General features: G+C 74.7%; 11 protein-coding genes. 7 read left to right on the top strand and 4 right to left on the bottom strand.

Annotated elements, in window-relative coordinates:
* Positions 1-64: 64 nt before the first annotated feature.
* The gene (locus ACGFZP_RS36095; protein WP_392941031.1) at positions 65-538 is read right to left on the bottom strand and encodes a MarR family winged helix-turn-helix transcriptional regulator; all 474 of its coding nucleotides are present in this window, start codon (positions 536-538) and stop codon (positions 65-67) included.
* An 89-nt stretch (positions 539-627) separates the two neighbouring features.
* Between ACGFZP_RS36095 and ACGFZP_RS36090 the strand changes: the two genes are divergently transcribed.
* The gene (locus ACGFZP_RS36090) at positions 628-1,473 is read left to right on the top strand and encodes an SDR family oxidoreductase (RefSeq protein WP_392941029.1); all 846 of its coding nucleotides are present in this window, start codon (positions 628-630) and stop codon (positions 1,471-1,473) included.
* 154 nt (positions 1,474-1,627) lie between these two features.
* Complete coding sequence (locus ACGFZP_RS36085; protein WP_392941028.1) at positions 1,628-2,854, top strand: ROK family transcriptional regulator; 1,227 nt, start codon at positions 1,628-1,630, stop codon at positions 2,852-2,854.
* A 69-nt stretch (positions 2,855-2,923) separates the two neighbouring features.
* Here the strand turns inward: ACGFZP_RS36085 and ACGFZP_RS36080 are convergent, their stop codons facing one another.
* Entirely contained in the window at positions 2,924-4,264 is a 1,341-nt protein-coding gene (locus ACGFZP_RS36080) for a lamin tail domain-containing protein (RefSeq protein ID WP_392941026.1), read from the bottom strand.
* A gap of 376 nt (positions 4,265-4,640) precedes the next feature.
* Between ACGFZP_RS36080 and ACGFZP_RS36075 the strand changes: the two genes are divergently transcribed.
* A complete protein-coding gene (locus tag ACGFZP_RS36075; RefSeq protein WP_392941024.1) occupies positions 4,641-7,766 on the top strand; it encodes an AAA family ATPase in 3,126 nt (1,041 codons plus the stop codon).
* Positions 7,767-7,842: 76 nt separating this feature from the next.
* On the opposite strand, the gene ACGFZP_RS36070 is transcribed toward ACGFZP_RS36075, so the two are convergent.
* The gene (locus ACGFZP_RS36070) at positions 7,843-9,285 is read right to left on the bottom strand and encodes an APC family permease (RefSeq protein ID WP_392941022.1); all 1,443 of its coding nucleotides are present in this window, start codon (positions 9,283-9,285) and stop codon (positions 7,843-7,845) included.
* 374 nt (positions 9,286-9,659) lie between these two features.
* On the opposite strand from ACGFZP_RS36070, the gene ACGFZP_RS36065 reads away from it, so the two are divergent.
* Genes ACGFZP_RS36065 through ACGFZP_RS36055 form a run of 3 tightly spaced genes read left to right on the top strand, consistent with a single transcriptional unit; the run spans position 9,660 to position 14,067 of the window.
* Entirely contained in the window at positions 9,660-10,664 is a 1,005-nt protein-coding gene (locus ACGFZP_RS36065) for a chitinase (protein ID WP_392941020.1), read from the top strand.
* 11 nt (positions 10,665-10,675) lie between these two features.
* A complete protein-coding gene (locus ACGFZP_RS36060; RefSeq protein ID WP_392941018.1) occupies positions 10,676-11,974 on the top strand; it encodes a glycosyl hydrolase family 8 in 1,299 nt (432 codons plus the stop codon).
* Positions 11,974-14,067, top strand: a complete 2,094-nt coding sequence (locus ACGFZP_RS36055; protein ID WP_392941016.1) for a PQQ-dependent sugar dehydrogenase — start codon at positions 11,974-11,976, stop codon at positions 14,065-14,067. Before ACGFZP_RS36060 ends, ACGFZP_RS36055 begins: the two co-directional genes overlap by 1 nt.
* Positions 14,068-14,214: 147 nt before the next feature.
* Here ACGFZP_RS36055 and ACGFZP_RS36050 read toward each other — a convergent pair whose 3' ends face one another.
* Positions 14,215-15,732 carry an MFS transporter gene (locus tag ACGFZP_RS36050; RefSeq protein ID WP_392941015.1) on the bottom strand — a complete coding sequence of 506 codons (1,518 nt, stop codon included), beginning with the start codon at positions 15,730-15,732 and terminating at the stop codon, positions 14,215-14,217.
* A 329-nt stretch (positions 15,733-16,061) separates the two neighbouring features.
* On the opposite strand from ACGFZP_RS36050, the gene ACGFZP_RS36045 reads away from it, so the two are divergent.
* Complete coding sequence (locus ACGFZP_RS36045) at positions 16,062-16,628, top strand: hypothetical protein (protein ID WP_392941013.1); 567 nt, start codon at positions 16,062-16,064, stop codon at positions 16,626-16,628.
* Positions 16,629-16,644: the final 16 nt, after the last annotated feature.

The following is a 16,644-nucleotide window of genomic DNA, read 5'->3' as shown; positions in this document are numbered from 1 at the left end:
CGTGCTTGGTGCGTACCCGACCGGTACCCGACCCGTGTGCGCACCGCAAGCGGGCGGGCTGGGCTCAGCCCTTCGGCGCCTCGGCCGGCGGCTGCTTGAGCTTGGCCCAGATGCCCTCCAGGGCCGCGATGTCCTGCTCGTCCAGCCGGTCGTCGAAGGCCTCGGCGAGGGCGGCCCGGCGGGTGGCGTCGGCGGCGGCGAAGGCCTCCCGCCCGGCCGGGGTGAGGGTGATCCGCACCGAGCGGGCGTCGGTGGGGGAGGGCGCGCGCTCGACCAGGCCGCGCGCCTGCAGGGAGTCGGCGACCCGGGAGACCTGGCTGCGGCTGAGCAGGGTCTTCGCGCCGAGGTCGGAGGCGGCGACCGGACCGTCCTGGGCGTGCAGCCAGAGCATCACCTCGAACCAGGAGAGCGGCAGGTCGTGCGCCCTGGCCAGGGCCTGGTCCACCCGGGCGCTGAGGGTCGCCCCGGCCCAGACCAGGCCGTAGAAGGCGTGGTCGCGGGCGGTGAGGTCGCCGAGAGTGAGGTCGTTGCGCGCCATGCCCGGCACTCTACCTGTTTGCGTGTGCGCACACACGGCCCTATGGTGTGTGTGCACGCACACAAAGCCGAGCCCTCGGGAGCGCCCGCATGACTACCACTCGCACCGTCCTGATCACCGGCACCTCCACCGGCATCGGCCTGGCCGCAGCCGTCGCCGCCGCCCGGGCCGGCCACCACGTCGTCGCCACCATGCGCGACACCGGCCGCTCCGGCGCCCTCACCGAGGCCGCCGCCGCGGCCGGCGTCGCCGACCGGATCGAGGTCGCCCGGCTGGACGTCACCGACCCCGCCTCCGTCGCCGCCTGCCTGGACGAGGCCGTCAGCCGGCACGGACGGCTCGACGCCGTGGTCAACAACGCCGGCGCCGGCCACGTCGGCACCATCGAGCAGGACGGCCTCGACCCCGTCCGTGCCGCCATGGAGGTCAACTTCTTCGGGGTCGTCGAGGTCACCCGGGCCGCACTGCCGCACCTGCGCGCCACCGGCGGCCGGGTCATCACCGTCACCAGCGTCGGCGGCGTGATCGGCCAGCCCTTCAACGAGGCCTACTGTGCCGCCAAGTTCGCCGTCGAGGGCTTCATGGAGTCGCTGGCCCCGGTCGCCGCGACCGTCGGCGTCCACGTCACCGTGGTCGAACCGGGCGCCGTGGCCAGCGAGTTCGTCGCCAGCCAGGGCATCGACCTGCCCGCCCTGCTGACCGCCGCCGGCCCCTACGCCCCCGCGCTGCAGGCGTACGCCGAGCGCACCCGGGCCGCCTTCGACCAGGCCCAGACCTCCGAGCAGGCCGCCGAGGCGATCATCGACGCGCTGACCGCCGAGCAGCCGCCGTTCCGGGTCCAGACCTCCGAGCGGGCCCGCGCCTTCGTCGGCGCCAAACTCTCCGACCTGGACGGCTCCGCCGTGCAGCACCTCACCGGCTCCTGGCTGGGCTGAGCCCGGCCGAGCCCTGCTGAGCCCGGCCGAGCCCGGCCTCCGGGAATTTCGGCCGATGAGCGGGTTGACGACCGGTCATACTTGGGCGTGCCTGAGCCCAGGCCGCAGGCGCCGACGAGGGCGCCTCGCCACGCGCCCGCGACCGGAGGACCCGATGACCCGCCACCTGCCGACCACTGTTCCGCCGGGCGGGGCGCCGGCGCAGCCGTGGAACCGGCAGCGGCTGCGCAGCAACAACGAGTGGCTGCTGCTCGAACTGCTGCGCACCGGCGGCCCCTCCTCCCGCGCCCAGCTGGCCAGGGACACCGGCCTCTCCAAGCCCACCGTCTCCACCGCCCTGGCCGCGCTGGAGCAGGCCGGGCTGGCCCGCGAGGCCGGCCGGTTCGTCCCCGAGCGCGGCCGCACGGCGGTGCTGTACGAGCCCGACCCGACCGCCGGCCACGTCCTCGGCGTGGACATCGGCCGGGCCCGGCTGCGCGTCGCGGTGGCGGACCTCGCCGGGCGGATCGTGGCCCGCCGGGACGTGCCCAACAGGGGCCGCTCGGCGAACGCCGTCGCCGACGCCGTGGTGGCGGCCGCCCGAGAGACCACCGCCGAGGCCGGGCTGGCGGCCGCCGGGATCGTCCACGCGGTGATCGGCACCCCGGGCGTCTGGGACGAACGGCGGCGCGGCGTCCGCTACGCCACCAGCCTGCCCGGCTGGGGCAGACGCGGACTCTTCGACCGGATCGCGGAGGGGCTGGAGACCGCCGTCACCGTCGGCAACGACGCCAACCTCGCCGCCCTCGGCGAGTTCACCCTCGGCGCCGGCCGCGGCAGCCGGATGTTCGCCTACCTGCTGATCGGCACCGGCGTCGGCGTCGGCGTGCTCAAGGACGGCGAGCTGCTCTCCGGCGCCCACGGCGCGGCCGGCGAGGTCGGCCTCGTCCCGCTGCCCGCCCGCCCGGACGGCGAACCGGGCGGGACGATCGAGCAGGCGGCCGCGGCCGACGCGGTGGTCCGCACCGCGCTCGGCCTCGGTATGCGCGGCCCGCTGACGGCCAAGCAGGTCTTCGACGCGGCCCGGGCCGGCGACCCGCTCGCCGCCGAGGCCGTGCAGCGGGAGGCCGAACAGCTCGCCTACGCCGTCGCGGTGCTGTCCGCGATGCTCGACCCGGATCTCGTGGTGCTCGGCGGCGGGATCGGCAACAGCGCCGACCTGCTCCTGGAGCCGCTGGAGCGGGCTTTGCACGGCCTCACCCCGCTGCGCCCCAAGCTCGCCCCCAGCGGGCTGGGCGAGGAGGCCGTCCTGCTCGGCGCCGTCGCGACCGCCCTGGAGACCGCCCGCCCCGAGGTCTTCGAACGCCGCTCGGCCCTGGTGGACCTCGGCGCCCCGCTCTGAGCGGTCGGACCGGAGTGCGCCGCGGCCCGGCCGTGACGGTCGGACGGGGCCGTGGCGCACTCCGGTGGCTCAGCAGGCGATGCTGCCCTTGCGCAGGGCGTGCCCGCTCGTGTTGCCGTCGTCCGCCCAGTAGACGGGCTTCGAACCGGCGGTGCACTCCCCGGCGCCCGCGAGGGCGAAGCCCTCGTTGTTCAGGTTGGCCATGCCGCTCGGGCGGTTGAACACCGCGGTGGTGGTGAAGACCCCGCCCGCACCGACCTGCATCGTCCGGTGCTGACCGCTGCACGTGTCGTCGCAGACGACCCAGAGCCGGGAGGCCTGCGGCTCCCACTGCAGCTCCATGACCCCGGCCATGCCGCTGGCGACGGTGGCCACCCGGGTGAAAGCCCCGGAGTCCTGGAGGACGAAGCCGTAGACCGTGCCGCCCTCGACGGCCACGAAGAACACCCCGCCCGTGTGCGCGCCGTACCCGGCCGGGTCGTAGACCGCATTGGTCGCCGCGTCCTTGAAGCCGGCGCCGGTCAGGTAGCCGTCGGGGATCCAGGTGATGCCCTCAAGACCGAGGTTGGACCCCACCGCCGGCAGCGCGGAGGTCAGGTTCCACTCCTTCGTGGCCGTCAGCGACGACCCCGTGCCGCTCACGTCGTAGCGCAGGACGGACAGCCGGCTGGTGCCGGACGCGTCGCCGTTGCGCTCGCTGGAGACGAACACGCCGCCCGCGGAGCCCGCGCCGGTGAGCGTGACGCCCTCGCTGTCAGGACTGCCGGCGCCGCCCGGGAAGCGCAGCGTCCTGCCGGAGGTCCAGCCGTTCGCGGTGTCCGGCTTCCACCCGCCGGAGCCGTTCGGCACGAGCCGCCACAGCTTCCCGGAGTTCTGTGCGCCCCACAGCACGCCGCCCTCCTGGTAGAGGCCGCTGAGGTCCGAGCCGAACACGTTGGAGGCGTCGGCGGTCGCCACGGACCCGCTGCCGGGCCAGGCCACCGGGGAGGTGCCGCCGCCGGTGCCGCAGGCGTTCGCCGCACCGAGGGTGAGCGCGGCCTTGGCGAACGCGCCGGTGCCGTCGGGGCAGCGGGACCACGACGGGGCCGAGTGCTCGCTCCAGCTGACGCTGTCGACCAGCGTGCTGCCGTTCGGCAGGTACAGCCGCGCCTTGTCCGCGGAGCCCAGGCCGAACCTGCCGTGCACGTCGAAGGCCCGGAACGCGCCGGGGGCCAGTGTCGTCCCGGCGGCGATCGCGTACTTGGAGCCGTTGTCGTCGTCCTTGAGGATCCACCCCGAGACGTCGACCGTCGCGGTGCCCTTGTTGTAGAGCTCGATGGAGTCCTCGACGTCCCCGGTGGTCACCACCTCGTTGATCCGGATGTCGTCGGCCGCGGCCGCATGGGCCGGTGAGGCGCCGAGCGCTCCCATCGGGCCGGCGACGGCGACAAGAAGGAACGCTAGGTTTCGGCGCCACCGCGGTGCGCGCGATTCGGTCACGATGTCCGTCCCGGGGGTCGTTCTGACAGGCCGCCACCACAGTCCCGGCACCGGCCCAACGGGGCCCCGCGGCCGGGCGAGCGCCGTGTGAACGCCCGGCGAACCGACGGGCGGGCGGGTGGGCGAACCATTGGGCGGGGCCGGTGGCCGAGGGCCGCCTCCGAAGAACACAGGATATGCCCAAAACCCTTACAGGAAAGTGGATATGAGATAGCGTCATGGAGTCTGGGGAACGCGTCAGGGGAGCGGGGCCGGCCGCGACGGGGCAGGGGGCGGGCGGCCGAGGGGCGGACTTTCGAGGGGCTGGATGGACACGGTGGACTGGTCGTGGGTCGGCCGGGAACGCGAAGGCGTGCTGTGCCACGGGCGGACGGACGGCAGGCCGTACGCGGTCCGCCTCCCGGCGGTGATCGGGCCGCCGGCCGGCCCCCCGCCCCCGGACCAGGACACCGGCCGGGGCACCGACCACGACGCCGACCTCAGAGGCCGGGACGCCGACCTGGCCGCGCTGCGCACCGCGCTCACCGGTGGCGGCGAGCCGTACGCCGTCGTCACCGGCCCGCCGGGCGTCGGCAAGAGCGCACTGGCCCGCCGGCTCGGCCACGCCCTGCAGGCCGACGGGCATTTCCCCGGCGGCCTGCTCGCGGTGGAGTTCCACGGATCCGACCACACCCGCCGCCTCCGCCCAGGGCGCGCCCTCGACACCGCACTGCGCGCCGTCGGCCTGCCGCCCGAGCACATCCCGTCCGAGCCGGCCGACCGCGCCGCGGCGCTGCGCCGCATCCTGGCCGGGTACGCCGCCCAGGGCCGCCGGGTGCTGCTGCTCCTGGACGACCCGGCCGCCGACGACGACCTGGCCCCGCTGCTGCCCGACCCCGGCACCGCCGGTGTCCTGGTCGCCGCCCGGCACACCCCCCGCGGCGTGCCGGGCGCCGTCCACGGGCTGGGCCCGCTCACCACCGCCGCCGCGACCGACCTGGTGCGCCGGGAGCTGGCCGCCCGCGGCGCCCGGGTGTCGGCCGACACCGCCCACGGACTCGACCTGCGCCGCCTGGCGAAGGCCTGCGGCGGGCTGCCGCCCGCGCTGCTGGTGACGGCCGCCGCCATGGCCCGAACCGGCCGGACGGCCGCCGAGACCGTTCAGGAACTCGACCGGCTCCGGGCGGGCCTGGCCCGCCTCGACGGACCCGCACAGACCCTGGCGGCCGTGCACCGCCTCGCCCTCGGCCCGCTGGAGCCCGGACCGACCCGCCTGCTGCGGCTGCTCTCCCTCGTCCAGGGCGCCGACTTCTCCACCGACACCGCCCGCCACCTGGCCGGCCCCGCCGCCGCCATCTCGGTCGAGGCCGACCTCGCGGAGCTGCACGCGTCCGGGCTGGTCGAGCGGACCGCGGCCCCCGGCTGGTGGCGGCCCGTGCTGCACGCCGACGACGACCTGCCGCTGAACGTCCCGGCCGGCCCGGACGCCGGCCCGCGGCCGGCCGAGGAGGCCCGGGACGCCCTGGACCGGCTGGTCCGCGGCCGCACCGAGCAGGTCCGGGCCGCCTGCCGGGTGCTGAGTCCACTGCGGCACGGCCGCAGCGCCGCCCCGCAGGCCTTCGCCGACCGCGCCGCCGCGCTCGCCTGGCTCGACGCGGAGCACGCCATGTCGGCGGGGCTGCTGCGCCGGGCGGCGTCCACCGGCGGGCACGCGGCGGTGGCCGGGCTCGCGCAGGCGCTCGACCCCTACCTGGAACACGGGCGCCGCCACGACGAGCTCGCCGACTCCGCCGCCCTCACCCGCGCCCTGGCCGAGGAAGGCGGCGACGCCGGCGGGCAGTTGACCGCCCAGGTGCGCCTCGGCCGGCTGCACTGCCTGGCGGGGCGCCACGAGGAGGCCCTGACGGTGCTGCGCGGAGCGGCCGAGGGGGCCCGGCGGATCCGCCACTGGGAGGCCGCGGCGCTGGCGCTGGCCGCGCTGGCCGAGGCCTGGCGGGCGGTCGGCCGGTGGGACGAGGCGGCCCGGGAGGGGCGCCGGGCGGCCGCGATCGCCGCCCGCGCCGGCGGCGGCCCGGAGGCCGAGTACCGGGGGAGCCTGCACGCCGGGATCGCGCTCGCCGAGAAGGGCCGGGGAAAGGCCGCCACGAAGGACCTCAGCCGGGCGGTCAGGGTGGCCGAGGCGGCCGGTGACCAGGCCGCCTCCGGTGTGGCCCACGTCCAGCTCGGCCTGGCCGGCCTCGACCTGATGGGCGAACCGCTGGCCGCGGGCGCGGTGTTCGCGCTCGCCGTCCACGCCTTCGGCGAGGCCGGGGAGCAGTGGCGCCACCACGTCGCCCTGGGTCTGGTCGGCCGGGCGAGCGGCGAGGGCGGCCTGCGGTTCCTGGGCGAAGCGGCCGGGAAGCTGCTCGACCTGGGGGACGAGCACGCCGCCCACCTCCTGCTGGAGGAGGCGGGCGACGTCCTGGACGCCCTCGACGCCTACGAGCAGGCCGCCGCCCTCCACCGGGCGGTCGCCGACTTCCGCGCCCGCACCGGGGATCCGGCCGGGCGGGCCCGCGCGCTCATCGCCCTGGCCTCCTCCGTCGGACGCCTGAAGCGCCACGAGGCGGCCGTCGAGGCGGCGACCGAGGCCGTCGCGCTGGCCAGGGAGGCCGGGCAGCGGGCCGTCCTCTCCGCCGCCTTGAGCAGCCTCGGCCGGTCCCTGCACGACGCAGGGCGGCCGTCGGCGGCCGTCGACCCGCTGCACGAGGCGGCGGCCCTCGCCGTCGAGGAGGACGACCCGCTGGCCGAGGTGTGGGCGCTGGCCCTGCTCGGCGCCGTACTCAACGCCTCGGGCCACCCCACCGAGGCCGCGGCCGCCTTCCGGCGGTCACGGGCGGCGGTGCGGCGCTGCTCGGAACCCGTCCCCCGGGCCGCCGTCCACCCGGCCCGGGCGGAGCGGCCCGCGCTGCCGGCGGTCACGGTGGTGGCGGCCACGGTCGCCGCCGACGCCCTCCCGCCGGGCGCCGCCGCCCGGGGGCCCGGGTCCGGCGCTCCTGGGCCGAGCGGCGTGGCGCGGCAGAAGGGCGCTCACCACCGGGCCGCGTCCACCGCCTACGCCGAGGCGGGCGTGCTGCTGGCCGTCGCCGCCGTGGCGGCCCTCCGGTTCGGCGGGCCGTGGGCCGTCGCGGCGGCCGCGGTCGCCGCAGTGAGCGCGGCACTCGCCCTGGTGGCCGGCCTGTCCTTCCGCAGCGCCGCCGGCGCCGACGTGGCGAGCCCGGCCCAGCTGCTCCTCCAGATCGGCTGGACGCTCGTCGCCCTGCCGGTGACGACACTGCACGCGGTATCGCTGATGCGCGGCGAACTCCACGCCACCGGGGCCGTCCCGAGCTGCGTCAGCCTCGTCGGCTACCTGCTGCTCGCCGCCCTGGTCCGTCGCGCCGGACGCCGCGGTTCGGAGGCCCTGGGCGTGTAGGGACGTGAGCCGGAGATCCGCCGGCAGTGCGTGGCGGACATCCGGCCGGCCGACGGCGGGCGAGGCGGTGTCGGCGTCAGACCGTTGCCGCCTCCGCCTCCAGGTACTCCTCCCGGACTTCGCGCGGGCCGAACGGCCAGGTCCGTTCCGCCCGCGCCCAGAGCAGGAAGGCGCCGCAGCCGGTCGCGACCCAGACGAGCGACCACTCCACCGGGTGGAAGCCGGGGGCGTTGCGGTCCGCGTAGCCGTAGACGACCAGCCAGCCGACGGCCGCGAGGATGCCCGGCGCCGGGTACAGCCACATCCGGTACGGGCGTGCCAGCCCCGGCTGCCGGCGCCGCAGGACGGTGACGGCGACGATCTGGGCGAGGGCCTGGACGATCACCATCACGGTGGTGAGCAGGTTGATCAGGACGGTCAGCGGCGGGTGGGCGGCGCTGCTGCCGAGGTGGCGGCCGAGCAGGAAGCCGGCGGCGGTCATCGCGCCCATGGCGAGCAGTCCGAGCACCGGGAAGCCGTGCTTCGGGTGCAGTCGGCCGAAGGCGCGGAAGAACACCCCGTCGCGGGCCGCGTCGTAGGGCACCCGGGAGCCGCCGAGCAGGCCGGCCAGCACGGACGCGAAGGCGGTGATCAGGATGAGCACGGTGACGACGTCGGCGGCGCCCTTGCCCCAGGTGCTCTCCAGGACGGCCGAGGCGACCGACCTGGAGGCCGTCGAGTCGGGGTCGAGCATCGTGTGCCAGTCCATCGCGCCCAGCACGCCGATCTGCAGCAGCAGGTAGATGGCCATGATGCCGGTGATGGACAGCACGATGGCGCGCGGCAGCACCCGCCCGGGCCGGCGGACCTCGGCGCCGAGGTAGGCGGCGGTGTTGTAGCCGAGGTAGTCGTAGATGCCGATGGTCAGGCCCGCCGCGAAGCCGATCCAGAACTGGCCGTGCGTCAGCTCGACGGCGTGCGCGGGCCAGTCGAAGGCGCGGCTCGGGCTGAAGTGCGTGTAGCAGGCGAGGATCACGGCCAGCACGGAGACGATCATCACCACCCACATCACGGTGGTGAGCCTGGCGATGCTCTCGACCCGGCGCCAGAGCAGCAGCACCACCAGGGCGCACAGCGCCAGCCCGACCAGGTCGCCCTGGCCGTTCGTCATGCCGGGCCAGAGGTAGCCGAGGTACTGGACGAAGCCGACCACGCCGGTGGACATGATCAGCGGGATGAAGAGCATCGCCGTCCAGACGAAGAGGAACGGCATCAGCCGCCCGCTCCGGTACTGGAAGGCCTCGCGGAGGTAGACGTAGGTGCCGCCGGAGCCGGGGAGCGAGGCGCCGAGTTCGGCCCAGACCAGGCCGTCGGCCAGGGCGAGGACGGCGCCGGCGATCCAGCCGATCACCGCCTGCGGGCCGCCGAAGGCCGCGACCATCAGCGGGATGGTGACGAACGGCCCGATGCCGCACATCTGGCTCATGTTGAGGGCGGTGGCCTGGAAGAGGCCGATTCTTCGGGTAAGACCTGGGGACACCGGGGCCTCCGGGCGTGGGGGAGTGGAGTGCCGTGCGGGTTGCGGAGGTTCAAGTTAGGGAGCGTTACTTAATTCGTCAAGACATCGGCCGGGCGTGCGGTCCGGGGTGGTGCGCCGGTGTGAGGCGGTGCGCTTCGGGCGGCGTGATCTCCCGTCAGGTGATCTGCGGTGAAGCGGACTTCCCGGGGTTGCGGGCGCCGACCATTGGGAAACTTTCCTAACGAAAGCCATTGACCGTGCGGCCCGGTGCCCCGATTCTGTAGGCGCCTGCTGCGGTCACCGCCGTCCGTCGCGGGTCCTCGCCCGTCGTCCCCTCCCGTCCTCCCTCCCGGGCCTGCCGCCGCCGAGCGGCGGGTCGACGAAAGTGAGTTGGCATGCACAAGACCATAGGGGTCCGCCTCGCGGCCCCGCTACTGGCCGCCGCCCTCGGACCGGCCGCCCTGCTGCTCGCCCCCGTGGGCACCGCCTCGGCCGCCGTTCCCGCTGCCGCCGTTCCCGGGATGGCCGCCGCGCCGTACGAGTACCTCGGCTGGGGCAGCCCGCAGAAGCCCGTCGACGTCATGAAGGCCACCGGCGTCAGGTGGTTCACCCTGGCGTTCATCCTGTCCGACGGCGGCTGCAACCCGAAGTGGGACGGCAGCCGGGCCCTGGCCGGCGGCACCGACGAGGCCGCGATCAAGTCCATCCGGGCGGCCGGCGGCGACGTCATGGTCTCGGTCGGCGGCTGGAGCGGCAACAAGCTCGGCGAGAAGTGTTCCAGCGCGAGCGCACTGGCCGGCGCCTACCAGAAGGTGATCGACGCCTACCGGCTCAAGGCGCTGGACATCGACATCGAGGACACCGAGTTCTCCAACGCGACGGTCCGTCAGCGGGTGGTCGACGCGCTGAAGATCGTCAAGACCAGGAACCCCGGCATCGTCACCTACGTCACCATGGGCACCACCCCGAGCGGCCCGGACGCCACCGGCAAGGACCTGATCAAGCGGGGCGCAGCGGCCGGCCTGGCCAACGACGGCTGGGTGGTCATGCCCTTCGACTTCGGCGGCCACAGCGGCACCATGGGCCAGGCCACGGTCAGCGCCCTGAACGGGCTGAAGGCCGCGGTCAAGAGCGCCTACGGCTACAGCGACGACGCCGCGTACCGGCACATCGGGGTCTCCTCGATGAACGGGAGGACCGACGAGGCCGGCGAGACCGTCACCACCGCCGACTTCCGCACCATCCTCGGCTACGCGCAGCAGCACCACCTGGCCCGCTTCGCGTTCTGGTCGGTCAACCGGGACCGCGCCTGCGGCTCCGGGACGGACGCCGACGCCTGCAGCGGCGTCGCGCAGTCCCCGTACGAGTTCACCAAGATCGTCGTCCAGTACCAGGGCTGAGGAGCTCCCCGATGTCGAAGCCGATCTCGAAGCCGATCCCGAACCCGACCACCACGCGACCCGGGCGCACCGCCGCCGCCGTCCTCGCGGGCGCCGCCCTGACGGCCGGACTGCTCGCCGCCCCCGCCGCGTCCGCCGCCTCGCAGCAGGCCGCCGCCGGGCCCGCCGTGCCCTTCGGCAGCCACCGCTACCCGTACGCCGCCGGGATCCTCAAGCCCACCGGAGCCCAGGCCGACCTCGACCAGAAGGTCGTCACCGTCTACAACGCCTGGAAGGCCGCGTTCGTCAAGCAGAACTGCGGCAACGGCTGGTACCAGGTCATCTCGCCGGACGCCGACCACCCGTACGTGGCCGAGGCCCAGGGGTACGGCATGGTCGTCACCGCCACCATGGCCGGCGCCGACCCCAACGCGAAGACCGTCTTCGACGGCCTGGTGAAGTACGTGCTGGCGCACAAGTCGGTCAACAACGCCGATCTGCTGGCGGCCGAGCAGGACTCCTCCTGCAAGTCCGTCAACGGCTCCGACTCCGCCACCGACGGGGACCTCGACGTCGCCTACGGGCTGCTGCTGGCCGACCGGCAGTGGGGCAGCACCGGCACGTACAACTACAAAGACCTGGCCGTGAAGCACATCAAGGCGATCAAGGCGAGCGAGATCAACCCGAGCACGCACCTGACGCTGCTCGGCGACTGGTCGACCAAGGGCGACTCGACCTACTACATCACCCGCTCCTCGGACTGGATGATCGACCACTTCCGCGCCTTCCGGACCGCCACCGGCGACGCCGGGTGGGACACCATCCGCAGCGCGCACCAGAACCTGATCACCAGGCAGCAGAGCGGCTACGCCCCGAACACCGGGCTGCTCGCCGACTTCGTGGTCAACACCAACGGCACGGCCAGGCCGGCCCCCGGCGAGGTCCTGGAGAGCCCCAACGACGGGGACTACTCCTGGAACGCCTGCCGCGACCCCTGGCGGATCGGCGCGGACGCCGTCACCAGCGGCGACGCCGCCTCGCTCGCCTCGGCCCGGAAGATCAACACCTGGATCAAGGGCAAGGCGGCCGGCAACCCGGCGAGCATCGTCACCGGCTACAAGCTCAACGGCACGGTCTTCGACAGCGGGCACGACATGGCGTTCACCGCGCCGTTCGCGGTCACCGCGATGACCGACCCGGGCTCGCAGGCCTGGCTGGACGCGCTCTGGACTAAGCTGGCGGGCACCGCCGTGGATCCGAAGCTGTACTACGGGAGCAGCGTGCAGCTCCAGTCGATGATCGTGGCCTCCGGCAACCACTGGGTGCCGTAATGGCGGCCGGAGCACGACCGCGCCGCGCGCGGACGGCCGCCGTCAGGGCCGGCGGTGCGGTACTCGCCGCCGCGGGCCTGGTCCTCGGGGCGGTGGCGGCGCCTCCGGCGACCGCCGCGACCGGGGCCGCGCCGAGCGCGGCGAGCACCGACCACCAGGCCGAGGACGCCGCGCTCACACAGGCGAAGAAGGCCGTCAACCACAGCGGCTACACCGGTACCGGTTTCGTCGACTACACCAACACCACCGGCTCCGCCGTCGAGTTCACGGTGAGCGCCACGGCGGCCGGCAGCGCCGCGCTGGCCTTCCGGTACGCCAACGCCGGTACCGCGAACCGCCCGATGGACATCGCGGTCAACGGGAAGGTCGTCGCCGCCGGCGTCACCTTCCCGCCCACCGCCGACTGGGACACCTGGGCGGAGAAGACCGTCGCCGTCGCCCTCGCGGCCGGCGCCAACCGGATCCGGGCCACCGCCACCACCGCCGACGGCGGTCCCAACCTCGACCGCCTGCGGGTGGGCTCGGCGGCCGACACCGCCCCGCCGAGCCGGCCCGGCCCGCCGAGCTGCTCCGCCGTCGGGCCGAACGGCCTCACGCTCGGCTGGGGAGCCGCCACCGACAACGTCGGCGTCACCGCCTACGACCTGTACGAGCACGGCAACAAGCTCGCCGAGGCGCCGGGCACCGCGACGTCCTGGCAGCTCACCGGGCTGACCCCGGCCACCACTTACAATCTCACCGTGATCGCCCGGGACGCCGCCGGCAACGCCTCGCCGGCCAGCGTCGCGGTCGACTGCACCACCGCGGCGAGCACCGACCCGCCGCCGAGCCCGCCGGGCACCCCGACCGTCTCGGCGGTCACGGCCACCGGCGCCACCCTGACCTGGGGCGCCGCCACGGACGACAAGGGCGTGGTGGCGTACGAGATCCGCAGCGGATCCGCCGTGGTGAAGACCGTCACCGGCACCCCGCCGGCCACCACGGCGGCGGTCACCGGGCTCGCCTGCGACGCGCCGTTCACCCTGTCCGTGGTCGCCCGGGACACCGCGGGCAACAACTCGGCGCCGTCCGGCACGGTCTCCTTCACCACCGGCACCTGCCCGGCCGACGGCGGCGTCCCGGGCTCCCCGACCGCCTTCTCCACGGGGTGGACGATTCCCTGGGGCATCGCCTGGCTGCCGGACGGCACGAGCGCGCTGGTGACCGAGCGGGACAGCTTCAAGGTCTTCCGGCTCACCACGGGCGGCACCAGGACGGCGGTCGGCAGCGTGCCCAACGCCGTCACCACCGACGGCGAGGGCGGCCTGCTCGGCATCGCCGTCGACCCCAACTGGTCGTCCAACCACTACGTCTACCTCATGCACACCGCAGCCGAGGGCAACCGGATCGTGCGGATGACGTACGACGGCAGCACCCTGGGCGGCTACAAGGTCCTGCTCCAGGGCATCAGGAAGAACCGCTACCACAACGGCGGACGCCTGGCGTTCGGCCCCGACGGGTACCTGTACGCGTCGACCGGGGACGCCCAGACGGGCTCGCTGGCCCAGGACCGGAACTCCCTCAACGGGAAGATCCTCCGGCTGGCCACGGACGGCAGGCCGGCCCCCGGCAACCCGTTCGGCAACTACACCTACAGTTACGGCCACCGCAACCCGCAGGGCCTGGCCTTCGACCGCAACGGACGGCTCTGGGAGGCGGAGTTCGGCGACTCCAAGCGGGACGAGCTCAACCTCGTCAAGCCCGGCGCCAACTACGGCTGGCCGACCTGCGAGGGGCCCTGCACGGTGGCGGGGATGACGAACCCCAAGGCCAGCTGGCCGGTCGACGAGGCCTCGCCGAGCGGCATCGCGATCGTCCGCAACGTGGTCTACATGGCCGCGCTGCGCGGTGAGCGGATGTGGCGCATCCCGATCGAGGGGAACACTGAGAACGTCGGTGCGCCGACCGCCTACTACGTCGGCGCGTACGGCAGGCTGCGGACGGTGTCCAAGGTGCCCGGGGCCGACCGGCTCTGGCTCACCACCACCAACGCCGACAACAAGGGCGGGGAGGCGGACGGCGCCGACCGGATCTTCACGATCTCGATCGGCTAGGGCTTGGCGGGCGGAGGCGGCAGGCCCGGCCACCGCCCACCGCCCACCGTCACGGCCCGGGCCCGGAGGCGCCATCCTCCGGGCCCGGGCCGTCCGCGCTCCGGCCGCCCCGAGCGCTCGACCCGCCCACGTCCCCGACCGTCCGAACTACGCGGTCTCGCGGTCGATCTCGTCCTCCCGGACGAGCCAGAGCGCGAGCACCGCGCCGACCAGGCTGACCAGGCCGCCGAGCAGCAGCACGGTGTTGAGCCCGTCGAGGAAGCCCGCGCGGGCGGCGTCCGCGGCGGCCTGCCGGGCCGGCTCCGGGAGGGCGGCGAGGAGGTCCGGGAGACTGCCGGAGGAGGCGGCCTCGATCACCTCGCGCGGGTGGGCGCCCTCCCCGGTCGGCGTGCCCGCCGCCAGCTCGCGGACCTTGTCGGCGCCCCGGCCGACGAACACGGCGCCCCAGACGGCGATCCCCACCGCGATGCCGACCTGCCGGAAGGTGTCGTTGATCCCGGCCGCCATCCCGCTGTTCTCCTTCGGCACCACGCTGACGGCCACGTCCGCGATCACCGGGTTGATCAGGCCGACGCCCGCCCCGCCGACCAGGAAGCCGGCCAGCAGGCCCGTCCAGTCGTCCTCGGGCTGGATGTCGCCCATCAGCAGCAGGCCCGCACCGACCGCCAGGAGGCCGACGAACAGCAGCAGCCGGGCCGGCACCCGGGAGAGCAGCAGGCCGGCGACGGGGGCCACGAGGAAGCTGAGCATGGTGATCGGCAGATAGCGCACGCCCGCCGCGAACGGCGAGAGCCCGAGGTAGTTCTGCAGGTACAGCGTCAGGTAGAGGAACAGCGCGAACAGCGAGCTGGACACCGCGAACGCGGCCAGCTGCACACCGGTGAAGGCGTGCCGGCGGAACAGCCCGAGCGGCAGCATCGGTTCGGGGACGCGGAGTTCGACCACCACGAACGCGGCCAGCAGCACGGCCGCCCCGGCGAACAGGGAGACGATCAGCGTGCTGCCCCAGCCCTCGGCGTTGCCGCGCACCAGGGCCAGGACGAACAGGAAGAGGCCGCTGCTGAAGGTGGCCACCCCGGCCCAGTCGATCCGGGTGGCGTTCGGGTCGCGGCTCTCGGCCAGCTTCAGGTAGGTGACGACCAGGGCGGCCGCGCCGATCGGGATGTTGAGGTAGAAGATCCACTCCCAGCCGAGCGAGTCGGTGAGCGCCCCGCCGACCAGCGGGCCGACCGCGACCGCCACCCCGATGGTCGCCCCGTAGAGGCCCATCGCCGTGCCGCGCTCGCGGCCGGGCGGGAACTCCTGCGCGACCAGGGCCAGGGACACCGCGAACATCACGGCGCCGCCGACGCCCTGCACCGCGCGGGACACGTTGAGGAAGGTCGGGTTCGGCGCCAGCGCGCAGAGCAGCGAGGCGGCGGAGAAGATGACCAGGCCCGCGGCGAAGGACCGGCGGCGGCCGAGCCGGTCGGCGAGCGAACCGGCCGTCAGGACCAGTGCGGCCAGCGACAGCGCGTAGGCGTCGAACACCCACTGGAGGTCGGTGAAGCTCGCGCCGAGGTCCTTGCGGATCGACGGCAGCGCGACGTTGACCACCGTGATGTCCAGCAGCAGCATGAACGTCGCGACCGAGACGGCGATGAGGGTCCACCACTTGCGTTGCACGGCAGCCGATCTCCTTGGCCCGCCGACCGGGGTTCGGTCGGGACGGCACCGACCGTACGGCCCGAAGCGGAGCAGAACCGGACAAGCGCGGCCGGGTGGGCGTATTTAGGCCCTGTCCGGCGGAGATGGCCGGGCTGGAGCACCCCCGGCCTGATCGTCCCCGGTCGCCGTGCCGGGCGGGGTCCGGGCGGCCTCCTGGCGTTCCGTATCCGTGAGATCACGATCTGCCAACAGGTGTGGGATCCGTGTGCACCCCGTGTTGCCAGGCTGGTTGAATGACGAACCTCTTTTCACATGGAACGGAGCGTTCTCCACCTATGCCTTCCCGCATGCCCGCGCGGCCGCGCACCGGTCACCGCGGCCTGGCCGCCGTCGCCGGCCTCGTCTTCACCATCGGCCTCGCCCTGACCGGGTGCGACCCGGCGGCCGGTGACGGCGCCGCAGCCCCCGTCGTCGCCTCCACCCCCGCGGCCCCGGCACCGGTCTCCGCCGCACCGACCGTCCCGTCGCCGCCCGCGACCACCACCGCTCCCGAGCCGGCCGCGCCGGCCCCGGTCACCCCGCCGCCCGCGGCCGCCCCCGAGGCGCCGCAGCCTCCCGCCCCCCAGCCGCCGGCGCCCCCCGCCGCGGCCCCGAAGCCGCCCGCGACCACCAAGGCCCCCCAGCCCAAGGCCACCACCGCGAAGCCGGCCGCGGACCCGGAGCCCGAGCCCGCGCCCGCACCGAAGGAGACCGCCGCCCCCGCCGGGGACTGCGAGCTCCGCTCCGCCGCCGGCAACTGCTACAAGGCCGGCCAGTTCTGCCGCAACGACGACCTCGGCAAGAGCACCCACGAGGCCGGCGGCCGGGTGATCTACTGCCGCATGGTCAGCGGCAAGCCGCACTGGCAGGCCTGATCCTGCCGACGGGGGG

The organism is Kitasatospora sp. NPDC048239 (genome assembly GCF_043202015.1).
Classification (GTDB): Bacteria; Actinomycetota; Actinomycetes; order Streptomycetales; family Streptomycetaceae; genus Kitasatospora.
The sequence above is the reverse complement of the archived record's forward strand: the minus strand, read 5'-3'. Positions and strand labels throughout refer to the sequence as shown.

What these genes read in the sequence shown, in the direction of transcription:
- ACGFZP_RS36095 (WP_392941031.1), bottom strand. Translation starts at nt 538, where the DNA reads ATGGCGCGCAACGACCTCACTCTCGGCGACCTCACCGCCCGCGACCAC.
- ACGFZP_RS36090 (WP_392941029.1), top strand. Translation starts at nt 628, where the DNA reads ATGACTACCACTCGCACCGTCCTGATCACCGGCACCTCCACCGGCATC.
- ACGFZP_RS36085 (WP_392941028.1), top strand. Translation starts at nt 1,628, where the DNA reads ATGACCCGCCACCTGCCGACCACTGTTCCGCCGGGCGGGGCGCCGGCG.
- ACGFZP_RS36080 (WP_392941026.1), bottom strand. Translation starts at nt 4,264, where the DNA reads ATGGGAGCGCTCGGCGCCTCACCGGCCCATGCGGCCGCGGCCGACGAC.
- ACGFZP_RS36075 (WP_392941024.1), top strand. Translation starts at nt 4,641, where the DNA reads ATGGACACGGTGGACTGGTCGTGGGTCGGCCGGGAACGCGAAGGCGTG.
- ACGFZP_RS36065 (WP_392941020.1), top strand. Translation starts at nt 9,660, where the DNA reads ATGCACAAGACCATAGGGGTCCGCCTCGCGGCCCCGCTACTGGCCGCC.
- ACGFZP_RS36060 (WP_392941018.1), top strand. Translation starts at nt 10,676, where the DNA reads ATGTCGAAGCCGATCTCGAAGCCGATCCCGAACCCGACCACCACGCGA.
- ACGFZP_RS36055 (WP_392941016.1), top strand. Translation starts at nt 11,974, where the DNA reads ATGGCGGCCGGAGCACGACCGCGCCGCGCGCGGACGGCCGCCGTCAGG.
- ACGFZP_RS36045 (WP_392941013.1), top strand. Translation starts at nt 16,062, where the DNA reads ATGCCCGCGCGGCCGCGCACCGGTCACCGCGGCCTGGCCGCCGTCGCC.